Source organism: Tepidimonas sp., from assembly GCF_036824975.1.
GTDB lineage: Bacteria > Pseudomonadota > Gammaproteobacteria > Burkholderiales > Burkholderiaceae_C > Tepidimonas.
This window is the reverse complement of the sequence record NZ_DAISZC010000074.1, coordinates 1-9,791: the sequence shown is the minus strand read 5'-3', so window position 1 is coordinate 9,791 and position 9,791 is coordinate 1. Positions and strand designations below refer to the sequence as shown.

The following is a 9,791-nucleotide window of genomic DNA, read 5'->3' as shown; positions in this document are numbered from 1 at the left end:
CTAGAGATCGTCTCGGTACGAGAAGCGCGTGACGCCTTGCTCGATGACGGGGCCGTCGACCCCTATCTCGGTGACCGGGTGGCTGGTGGCGCCGATCAGCTTCTCCCCATGCTTGAAGGCCTGCTCATAAGGCTAGGGCAACCATGAAAGGCTGCGCGGGCGATGCTGTCGGCCGGGCGACGCGCATCAGGGCTCCACAGGCGGAGGCAACCCGGCCAGTCGGGCCACCTCGGCGCGTAAGGCGCTGGCCCAGGTGCGCCGATCACGGCCGTCGGCGCGTTGCGCCGATCCCCAGTGCAGGCAGGCCACCACATCATGGGCCGTGGCCACGCGCCACAGCGACGCCAGCAACGTCATGTCCCCGACGTAAATCACCGCATCGTGCCGCACCAAAGCCTCGGGCAGTGCGGTTACAGGCCGATACGCCAGGCCCACCGGCTGCACCGGCACATCGGTGGCCAGTGCCGCCTGCAACAGGTTGGCGTGAAAGGGCAGGACCGTGTGCCCATCGCTGGTGGTGCCTTCGGGGAAGAGCGCCACCACGTCCCCGGCGCGCAAGCGTTCGACCACGCGGTGCACCACGCGCAGGGCATCGCGCTTGCGCTCGCGCTCGATAAACAAGGTCCCCGCCCCCGCCACCAGGCGCCCCAGTACGGGCCAGTGGTGCACTTCGGCCTTGGCCACGAAACGACACGGGCATGCCGCAAGGATGACCAGAACGTCCAGCCACGAGATGTGGTTGGACACGATGAGGCGCGGCCCGTCGGCAGGGGGCTGGCCGCGCACGTTCAGCTGCACACCCAGGATAGCCAGCCCCCGCGCCGACCAGCGCTGGATGCGGCGCGCGCGGGTCGCCGCGTCCCAGTGCGGAAAGCGCCACGCCACGGTGGCCATACCGGCCAGCACGTGCGCCGCCAGGCGCAGCAGGCGCCAGAGAGCGCGCAGCTCGCGTACCGTCACCGCCACGGCACGGCTGGGGTCATGCCGCCGCCTCGAAGGCCACGTGACCGCCGACCAGCGTCAGGCGCACGCGGCCCGGCAAGGCATGGCCATCGAACGGCGTGTGCCGACCCTGGCTGCGCAGATGCGCCGACTCGACACGCCAAGTCTCGGCCGGGTCGAACACGCACACGTCGGCTACGCCCCCCACCGCCAGCCGACCCACGCTGGCCTGCAACGTGCCCAGCCGCGGCCCGAGAACGGCCGCCGGCGCCGCTGTGAGCACCTGCGCCCAGCGCAGCGGCGACACGCCGTCTTGCTGCGCCCATTTCAGCGCCGCCGCAGCCAGCAGCTCCACCGCAGTGGCGCCGGGCTCGGCCTCGGCAAACGGCAGTGCCTTGGCATCGGCCGACACCGGCGTGTGGTCCGAGACGACGGCGTCGAGGGTACCGTCGGCCAGGGCCGCCCGCAGCGCGTCACGGTCGCGCTGCTGGCGCACCGGCGGCTGCAGGCGCAGCCGGGTGTCGAAATAGCCCACATCGACGTCGGTGAGCATCAGGTGGTGGATGCTGACGTCGGCGGTCACGGGCAGCCCATCGGCCTTGGCCTGCCGCAGCAGCTGCACGCCCTGTGCCGTACTCAAGCGGCACAGGTGCAGCCGCATCGGCGGCGTCGCCGACGGCGTGGGGCCACACACGGCGCGCAGCAGCTCCAGCATCGTATGCAGCGCAATCACCTCAGCCGCTGCGGGCACACCCGACAGGCCCAGCCGTGTGGCCAGCGGACCGCTGGCCATAACCCCCTGCCCCAGCCACGGGTCGGACGGGCGCAGCCACAGCGTGTAGCCAAACGTGGCCGCGTACTGGAAGGCACGCTGCAGCACCTGGGTGTTGATAATCGGCCGCTCGGCCTGGCCAAAACCGACACAGCCGCGCTCGGTCAGCTGCACCATCTCGGCCAGCACCTCGCCCTGCAATCCGCGCGTCAGCGCGCCCAGCGGGAACAGTCGGCTGCGGTGCAGCTTTTCGGCGCGCGCCTTGAGCATGTCCACCAGCCCAGGCTCATCCAGCACCGGATCGGTGTCCGGCGGGCACACCAGGCTGGTCACCCCGCCTGCGACGGCTGCCGCGGTCTCGCTCTCCAGCATGCCCGCGTGCTCCTGTCCGGGCTCGCCCAGGCGCGCACAGAGGTCGACCAGCCCCGGCAGCACCCAGCAGCCGCTGGCGTCGATGACGCGGTTGGGCGCGAAGTCGGCCGGCGCACTGCCGATGCCGATGATGCGCCCCGCCGCGATGGCGACGTCGGCCACGCGGTCAGTGCCGCTGGCCGGATCGATGACCCGCCCTTGTCGGATGAGTATCTTCATGCCTCGTTCCCCGCGATGATGCTCATGACCGCCATGCGCACCGCGATGCCGAACGTCACCTGCGGCAACACCACGCTTTGCGCGCCGTCCACCACACTGGAGTCGATTTCCACCCCGCGGTTGACCGGCCCAGGGTGCATGACGATGGCGTCGGGCTTGGCCCAGCGCAGGCGCTGCGGGGTCAGGCCGAATGCCTGGTGGAATTCCTGGCTGGAGGGCAGCAGCGCCCCGCTCATGCGCTCGTTTTGCAGCCGCAGCGCAATCACCACGTCACAGTCACGGATACCTTCCTCCAGCGAGTGGCACACGCGCACGCCCAAATGCGACAGGTCGCTGGGCACCAGCGTGCGCGGCCCCACCACGCGCACGTCGGGGCAGCCCAGTGTGGTCAGCGCATGGATGTCCGAGCGCGCCACGCGCGAGTGCAGCACGTCACCGACGATGGCCACCGACAGGTTGGTGAAGTCGCCCTTGTAGTGGCGGATGGTGTACATGTCCAGCAGCCCCTGCGTGGGGTGGGCATGGCGGCCATCGCCAGCGTTGATGACGTGCACGTGCGGTGCCACGTGCTGCGCAATTAGGTACGGGGCGCCCGACTCGCTGTGACGCACGACGAAGATGTCGGCCGCCATCGCCGACAGGTTGGCGATGGTGTCCAACAGCGTCTCGCCCTTGGCGGTGGAAGAGCGCGCGATGTCCAGGTTGAACACATCCGCCGACAGGCGCGTGGCGGCAATCTCGAACGTGGTGCGCGTGCGCGTGCTGTTCTCAAAAAACAGGTTGAACACGCTTTTGCCGCGCAGCAGCGGCACTTTCTTGACCTCACGGTCGTTGACGCTGACGAACTGCGCCGCCGTGTCCAGGATCTGCAGGATAACGGCGCGCGGCAGTCCCTCGGTAGACAGCAGATGAATCAGCTCGCCGTGGCGGTTGAGTTGGGGGTTGTTCATACGGAGGCTCCTGCGGGTCAGCGCCGCGAAGGCGCCGGGCGGTTGAGCAGCACGAAGCCAAACCGCCCGTCGGGCCGCTGCTCCAGCTCGAATGACTGCTCAGGCGGCAGCGGCAGCCGCACGGCGGCGGCATCAGCGGCCACCGGCAGTTCGCGCCCGTCCCTGTCCACCAGCACCGCCAGCCGCACGCTGGCCGGGCGTCCGTAGTCGAACAGCTCGTTGAGCACCGCGCGCAGCGTGCGCCCGGTGTAGAGCACATCGTCGATCAGCAGCACATGCGCCCCATCGACGGTAAACGGTAGCCGGGTGTGAGCCGACGTCGCCGCCAGGCCGCGCTGCGCATAGTCATCGCGGTGCAGTGTGGGGGCGATGACGCCCGCTTCGCCAGGTAACCCCAGCTCGCGCTGCAGGCGCGCCGCCAGCCACGCACCGCCCGAGGCCACGCCAACCAGGTAACAGGGCTGCGGACCCCGCGCCAGCAGGCCCTGCACCGCGCGCCGCAATTCGGCGTACAGTGTCTCCGCATCCAGCGCCAGTGCGCCGACACCGGCATCGGACATATCGCCCGTCATGGCAAGCTCCTCAGGTACTGTTCCAGAATGATGCAGGCGGCTGCGGCGTCGGCATCACGGCTGCCGGCGGCCAGCGCCTCGGCGGTGCTGTAGCGCTCGTCCACCATCACCACGGGCAGCCCGGCGCGACCATGCAGCTGGCGGGCAAAGCGCAGCGCGCGCGCAGTCTGTTCGTGCGCCGCCCCGTCCGGGTGGGACGGCACGCCCACCACCAGCGCGTGCGGCTGCCACTCTGCAATCAGCGCCAGCAGCCGACGCCAGCGCTCATCGCCCTCGGCGGCCACCGTGGTCAGCGGCGAGGCGGTGCGGGTGACGGCGTTGCCGCTGGCCACACCCACCCGGCGCGCCCCCCAGTCGAACGCCAAAAACAATTGGGCACCCGCGGGCACCACCCCCCACCTGCGCGCGCCGGCGGCGCTCATGCGCGCCCCGCCCCGGGTGCCAGCATCCACGGCTGCAGGCCCAACAGCGCCATGGCGCGCTCGTAGCGCTGCGCGGGCGGCACGTCGAACAGAATGGCGGGGTCGGCGGGTACCGTCAACCACGCGTTGTCGGCGATTTCCGACTCCAGCTGCCCCTCGCCCCACGAGGAGTAGCCCAGGGTGACCAGCAGCCGCTGCGGACCGGCCCCCACCGATATCGCCTCCAGCACGTCGCGCGAGGTGGTCAGCTCCAGACCGCTGCCCGCCACTTTGAGCGAGGCGGCGTACACGGTCGGCGGACGTGTTGGCGCCTCATCGGCGGCGGATTCGGGCTCGGGCGCCCCGGCTCCCGCCGCCTGCAGCCACGCCCCCAGGGCCGACGCCGGCTCCGCCACCGCCGGTGGGGCCGGCTCTGGGGGGGCCAGCGGCTGCGGCTCACCCATGTCGTCGTGCAGCACGAAGCCGCGCTCGGTCTGCAGCGGTCCGCCACGCATAATGGGGAGATCGGCCCACTGCGGACGACCCAGCGGCAGCTCAAGCCGCTCGAATAGGTCGCCTAGCGTGATGCCGCTGGGTTTGTTGACGATCAGCCCAAGCGCCCCCTTGGGGGTATGTTCGCACACATACACCACGCTGCGTCCAAACAGCTCGTCACTGAGCCCGGGCATGGCAATCAGGAAGTGATGCGTCAGGTCGATCGGGGGCGCATCCATCGTCATGGCGCCGATTGTACGGGGCAGCTCCGGCGGCACGATGCCCGGCGCCGGGGGTGGCTGCGCGGGCGGTGCCGGCGCCCTGCACCGGGCACCGGCGGGCAGCCGCTGTTAGACTGACTGGCATGCGACCCGCCAAGCCGTTCGACGCTGGCCTGATGTGGTTCCGCCGCGACCTGCGGGCGGACGACAACGCCGCGCTGTACCACGCGCTCAAGCGCTGCCGTCGGGTGTGGTGTGTGTTCGTGTTCGACACCGCCATCCTGCAGCCCTTGCTGCAGCGCGGGCTGCAGGCCGACCGGCGCGTGGAGTTCATTCACGAAAGCCTGATCGACCTGGACGAGCAGCTGCGAGCGCTGGGCCGCTCCAACGGCGTCGATGGTGTGGGATTGTTCGTGCGCCACGGAGCTGCCGTGACCGAAATCCCACGCCTGGCCAAGCAGCTGGGTGTGCAGGCGGTGTTTGCCAACCACGACGACGAGCCATATGCCCGGACGCGTGACGCGCAGGTGCTGGGCGCGCTGGCGCACGCCGGCGCGGTGCTGCACACCTTCAAGGACCACGTGATCTTCGAGCGGCACGAGGTGCTCACCGCCACCCGCCGCCCCTTCACCGTCTTCACCCCGTACAAAAACGCCTGGCTCAAGGCGCTGACGGACTTTCACCTGCAGGCCTACCCGGTGGAGCGCTACGCCGACGCATTGGCCCCCTGCCCGCCCGACGCTGCGCCTGGTGTGCCGCCGCTGGAGACGCTGGGCTTTGCCCGCACCAACCTGCGCGAGCTCAAAATCCGCACCGGCAGCCGTGGCGCGCGCGCGCTGTGGGAGGATTTTCTGACCCGCATCGAGCACTACCACCAGACCCGCGACTACCCTGCCGTCAAGGGCCCCAGCTACCTGAGCGTGCATCTGCGCTTTGGCACCCTCAGCATCCGCACCGTGGCGGCGGCTGCCGTTGCCCTGCACCGCCAAGGCATCGCCGGGGCCACGGCCTGGCTCAACGAGCTGATCTGGCGCGACTTCTACCATCAGATCCTGGCCAACTTTCCGCATGTGGGCGAAGGAAAGGCCTTCCGGCCCGAATACGACGCCATCCGCTGGGAACGTGGCAAGCACGCTGACGCGCTGCTGGCAGCCTGGCGCGAAGGCCGCACCGGCTATCCGCTGGTGGACGCCGCGATGCGCCAGCTCAACCACACCGGCTACATGCACAACCGGCTGCGCATGGTGGTGGCCAGCTTCCTGACCAAGGACTTGGGCCTGGACTGGCGCTGGGGTGAGCAGTATTTTGCCGACCATCTGATCGACTTCGATCTGGCGGCCAACAACGGCGGCTGGCAGTGGGCGGCCTCCAGCGGCTGCGACGCCCAGCCGTACTTTCGCATCTTCAACCCGATCAGCCAGAGCGAAAAATTCGACCCACAGGGCAAGTTCATCCGCCGCTACCTGCCCGAGCTGGCCCGGCTGCCGACCGCGGCGCTGCACGCGCCGTGGCTGGCCCCACCGGCGGAGCTGCAGGCTGCCGGCGTGGTGCTGGGGCGGGACTATCCGCAGCCCATCGTCGATCACGCCCAGGCGCGCGCGCGCACCCTGCAGCGCTACAGCGTGGTCGCGCGGCAGCGCGTCACCGCAGGGTAGCAAACCGCTGCGCTGCAGGCCGACCGCGGCATCTCAACCGCATCCCGCCTCGGGTCACGCGCACTGCCCACCGCCCCTGTGGCGTTGACGCACAGCCCCCCCCCGCGCTTGGGCGAGCGAGCGCACACACCGCCCTCACTCAGAGGGGCACCATATCGAAATCTTCCTTGCGCGCGCCGCATTCCGGACAGGTCCAGTTGACCGGAACGTCTTCCCAGCGTGTCCCCGGCGCGATGCCGTGCTCGGGATCGCCGGCGGCCTCGTCGTATATCCAGCCACAGATCAGGCACATCCAGGTGCGGTTTGCGGTCGTCATGACGGCTCGGGCCTCGTGCGCTTGCGAAAAAGTAGAATGGGTCCATTGTAGTGTCGCCCATGACTGCCACCCCCTCTGCCCCTGCTGCCGCTGCGGCACACCCCCCGTGCGTGTTGTGTTTCAATGCCAGCGACCCCACCGGCGCCGGCGGCCTGGCGGCCGACTTGACCGCGCTGGCCAGCGCGTCGTGCCACGGCCTGCCCATCACCACCAGCCTGTGGCTGCGCGACACGCGGCAGCTGCACGGCCATCACGCGCTGGATGCGGAATGGATCGACGATCAGGCGCGCGCCGTGCTCGAAGACGTGTCGGTGGCCGCCATCAAAGTGGGCTTTGGCGGCAGCGCCGAAGGGCTGTCGGCCATCGGCGCCATCCTCAGCGACTACGAGGACGTGCCAGTCGTGACCTACCTGCCCGAGCTCGCTTGGTGGGGTGACGCCGAGCGCGAGGCCTACCTGGAGGCGTGCGAGGCGCTCATCCTGCCGCAAACCGACGTGCTGGTGGGTAACTACCACACGCTGGCGCGCTGGCTGCTGCCCGACTGGGAAGACGCGCGCGCGCCCGGTCCGCGCGATATTGCGCGCGCCGCCGCGCTGCATGGCGTGGCCTACACCGTCGTCACCGGACTGCCGCTGGACGACGCCATCGAAACCCATCTCGCCTCGCCCGAGCAGATCATCGCCAGCGAGCGCGTCGAGCGCATCGACGCCACCTTCATCGGCGCTGGGGACACCCTGGCGGCGGCGCTGACGGCTCTGCTGGCGCACGGCCTGGAGCTGGGCCAGGCCGCAACCCAGGCCCTGAGCTACCTGGACGGCGCGCTGGCCAACGGGTTTCAGCCCGGCATGGGACACGCCGTACCCGACCGCCTGTTCTGGGCCGAAGACGACGACGAGCCCGCCGAAGCGGACGAGACCCCATAACCGCGCCGCCGCGGCGCCCGCGAATCTCCCCTGCAATGCCATGACCGACCGCAATCTGACCCTGTTCGACCGCGCCAAGGCCGTCATTCCCGGCGGTGTCAACTCGCCGGTGCGCGCCTTCAAGGCCGTCGGCGGCACGCCGCGCTTCATCACCCGCGCCCAAGGGGCCTACCTATGGGACGCCAACGGCCAGCGCTACATCGACTACATCGGCTCGTGGGGACCGATGATCCTCGGCCACGCCCACCCGCAGGTGCTGGAGGCGGTGCAGGCGGCAGCGCGCGACGGCCTGTCCTTTGGGGCGCCCACCGAGCGCGAAATCGAACTGGCCGAAACCATCGTCGAGTTGCTACCCAGCCTGGAGATGGTGCGGCTGGTCAGCTCCGGCACCGAAGCCGGCATGAGCGCCATCCGGCTGGCGCGCGGCGCCACCGGGCGGCCCAAGATCATCAAGTTCGAGGGCTGCTACCACGGCCATGCGGACGCGTTGCTGGTCAAGGCCGGCTCGGGTCTGGCCACCTTCGGCCACCCCACCAGCGCCGGTGTCCCGCCCGAAGTGGTGCAGCACACGCTGGTGCTGGAATACAACAACGTCGCGCAGCTGGAAGCCGCCTTCGCCGAGCACGGCGCGCAGATCGCGGCGCTGATGATCGAGCCGATTGCCGGCAACATGAACTTCGTGCGCGCCAGCGTGCCCTTCATGCGCCGCTGCCGCGAGCTGTGCACCCAGCACGGCGCGCTGCTGGTGTTCGACGAAGTGATGACCGGCTTTCGCGTCGCACTCGGCGGTGCGCAACGTCTGTATGCTCAGCTCATCCCCGGCTTCGAACCCGACATGACCGTCATGGGCAAGGTCATCGGCGGTGGCATGCCGCTGGCGGCCTTTGGCGGCAAACGCGCGGTGATGGAGCAACTCGCCCCCTTGGGCCCGGTGTACCAGGCCGGCACCCTGTCGGGCAATCCCGTGGCCACCGCGTGCGGACTGGCCACCCTGCGCCTGATCCGACAGCCCGGCTTTTTCGACGCACTGGCGGCGCGCACGCGTGCACTGGTACAAGGCCTCAAGGCCGAGGCCGACCGCGCCGGCATCCCGTTCAGCGTGGACAGTGAAGGGGGCATGTTTGGCTTTTTCCTGCTGCCCGAGCTGCCACAAAACTACGCGCAGGTCATGGACAGCGACGGCGCGCGCTTCAACCGCTTCTTCCACGGCATGCTGCAGCGCGGCATCTACTTCGCCCCAGCGCTATACGAAGCCGGGTTTGTGAGCGCCGCGCACAGCGACGCCGACATCGAAGCGACGCTCGCCGCGGCGCGGGAGGTGTTTGCCAGCCTGTAAGCGGTTGCGCGGGCCGCCCTTAGCTGCCCCCCGGTAGGGCCAAGCACGGCGTACCCAGCCCCGCCGCCGACCGCGCAACCCGTCTCACCCACCACCCACATGCCGGATTGGCGCTAGGCGGGCGCAGTCACCGTCGGCTGCAGCAGCCGCGCCAGCAACGCCCCACGCACCGGCTGACCCAAGGGCACCTGCACCCGCACCGGGTTGCCCGCGGCAACGCTGACAGACTCCCCTGCGGGAGTGCGCATGGCGGCCACCTGCACCCGCCGGTTGCCCGCCGGATGGATGACCTCCAGCCAGTCGCCCACCGCAAAGCGGTTTTTGGTCTCGACCTCGGCCCATCCATCGGCGCACTCGGCCACCACATCGCCCACGTACTGACTGCGCGTCGGCGCCGAATGGCCACTGTCGTAGTTTTGGTATTCGTGGGCCGGCCGCCGCACCAGCAAGCCGCTGGTGTAGCCGCGGCTGGCCAACCCGTCGAGCTCCTGCAGCAAACGGGGGTCGAACGGGCGCCCAGCCACCGCGTCGTCGATGGCCCGACGGTACACCTGGGCCGTGCGCGCCACGTAATACACGCTCTTGGTGCGCCCCTCGATCTTGAGCGAATCGACCCC

At 69.8% G+C, this 9,791-nt stretch carries 11 protein-coding genes; 3 read left to right on the top strand and 8 right to left on the bottom strand.

Annotated elements, in window-relative coordinates:
• Positions 1-186: 186 nt before the first annotated feature.
• Genes V7Z54_RS08520 through V7Z54_RS08495 form a run of 6 tightly spaced genes read right to left on the bottom strand, consistent with a single transcriptional unit; the run spans position 187 to position 4,968 of the window.
• Positions 187-966: a lysophospholipid acyltransferase family protein gene (locus V7Z54_RS08520; protein WP_334135835.1), complete on the bottom strand. Its 780-nt coding sequence runs from the start codon at positions 964-966 to the stop codon at positions 187-189.
• Between the two features lie 13 nt (positions 967-979).
• Entirely contained in the window at positions 980-2,305 is a 1,326-nt protein-coding gene (locus V7Z54_RS08515; RefSeq protein ID WP_334135833.1) for a dihydroorotase, read from the bottom strand.
• Entirely contained in the window at positions 2,302-3,255 is a 954-nt protein-coding gene (locus V7Z54_RS08510; protein WP_334135831.1) for an aspartate carbamoyltransferase catalytic subunit, read from the bottom strand. Before V7Z54_RS08510 ends, V7Z54_RS08515 begins: the two co-directional genes overlap by 4 nt.
• Positions 3,256-3,272: 17 nt before the next feature.
• The gene (gene pyrR / locus V7Z54_RS08505; RefSeq protein WP_334135830.1) at positions 3,273-3,827 is read right to left on the bottom strand and encodes a bifunctional pyr operon transcriptional regulator/uracil phosphoribosyltransferase PyrR; all 555 of its coding nucleotides are present in this window, start codon (positions 3,825-3,827) and stop codon (positions 3,273-3,275) included.
• Positions 3,824-4,249 (bottom strand): Holliday junction resolvase RuvX, encoded by a 426-nt coding sequence (gene ruvX / locus V7Z54_RS08500; protein WP_334135828.1) that lies wholly within the window; start codon positions 4,247-4,249, stop codon positions 3,824-3,826. The genes pyrR and ruvX overlap by 4 nt, the downstream gene beginning before the upstream one ends.
• A complete protein-coding gene (locus V7Z54_RS08495; RefSeq protein WP_334135826.1) occupies positions 4,246-4,968 on the bottom strand; it encodes a YqgE/AlgH family protein in 723 nt (240 codons plus the stop codon). Before V7Z54_RS08495 ends, ruvX begins: the two co-directional genes overlap by 4 nt.
• A 119-nt stretch (positions 4,969-5,087) precedes the next feature.
• On the opposite strand from V7Z54_RS08495, the gene V7Z54_RS08490 reads away from it, so the two are divergent.
• Positions 5,088-6,599 carry a cryptochrome/photolyase family protein gene (locus V7Z54_RS08490; RefSeq protein WP_334135824.1) on the top strand — a complete coding sequence of 504 codons (1,512 nt, stop codon included), beginning with the start codon at positions 5,088-5,090 and terminating at the stop codon, positions 6,597-6,599.
• 139 nt (positions 6,600-6,738) lie between these two features.
• Here V7Z54_RS08490 and V7Z54_RS08485 read toward each other — a convergent pair whose 3' ends face one another.
• The gene (locus V7Z54_RS08485) at positions 6,739-6,915 is read right to left on the bottom strand and encodes a rubredoxin (protein ID WP_334135823.1); all 177 of its coding nucleotides are present in this window, start codon (positions 6,913-6,915) and stop codon (positions 6,739-6,741) included.
• Between the two features lie 59 nt (positions 6,916-6,974).
• Here V7Z54_RS08485 and thiD point away from each other — a divergent pair, with 59 nt between their 5' ends.
• A complete protein-coding gene (thiD, locus tag V7Z54_RS08480; RefSeq protein ID WP_334135822.1) occupies positions 6,975-7,838 on the top strand; it encodes a bifunctional hydroxymethylpyrimidine kinase/phosphomethylpyrimidine kinase in 864 nt (287 codons plus the stop codon).
• Positions 7,839-7,878: 40 nt separating this feature from the next.
• The gene (hemL, locus tag V7Z54_RS08475) at positions 7,879-9,174 is read left to right on the top strand and encodes a glutamate-1-semialdehyde 2,1-aminomutase (protein ID WP_334135820.1); all 1,296 of its coding nucleotides are present in this window, start codon (positions 7,879-7,881) and stop codon (positions 9,172-9,174) included.
• Between the two features lie 113 nt (positions 9,175-9,287).
• On the opposite strand, the gene V7Z54_RS08470 is transcribed toward hemL, so the two are convergent.
• The coding region (locus V7Z54_RS08470) for a U32 family peptidase C-terminal domain-containing protein (protein ID WP_334135818.1) at positions 9,288-9,791 on the bottom strand (504 nt) is incomplete at its 5' end.

Excerpts from the sequence above, each read along its gene's own strand:
- V7Z54_RS08515 (WP_334135833.1), bottom strand. The coding sequence starts at position 2,305 with ATGAAGATACTCATCCGACAAGGGCGGGTCATCGATCCGGCCAGCGGC.
- V7Z54_RS08510 (WP_334135831.1), bottom strand. The coding sequence starts at position 3,255 with ATGAACAACCCCCAACTCAACCGCCACGGCGAGCTGATTCATCTGCTG.
- pyrR (WP_334135830.1), bottom strand. The coding sequence starts at position 3,827 with ATGACGGGCGATATGTCCGATGCCGGTGTCGGCGCACTGGCGCTGGAT.
- ruvX (WP_334135828.1), bottom strand. The coding sequence starts at position 4,249 with ATGAGCGCCGCCGGCGCGCGCAGGTGGGGGGTGGTGCCCGCGGGTGCC.
- V7Z54_RS08495 (WP_334135826.1), bottom strand. The coding sequence starts at position 4,968 with ATGACGATGGATGCGCCCCCGATCGACCTGACGCATCACTTCCTGATT.
- V7Z54_RS08490 (WP_334135824.1), top strand. The coding sequence starts at position 5,088 with ATGCGACCCGCCAAGCCGTTCGACGCTGGCCTGATGTGGTTCCGCCGC.
- V7Z54_RS08485 (WP_334135823.1), bottom strand. The coding sequence starts at position 6,915 with ATGACGACCGCAAACCGCACCTGGATGTGCCTGATCTGTGGCTGGATA.
- thiD (WP_334135822.1), top strand. The coding sequence starts at position 6,975 with ATGACTGCCACCCCCTCTGCCCCTGCTGCCGCTGCGGCACACCCCCCG.
- hemL (WP_334135820.1), top strand. The coding sequence starts at position 7,879 with ATGACCGACCGCAATCTGACCCTGTTCGACCGCGCCAAGGCCGTCATT.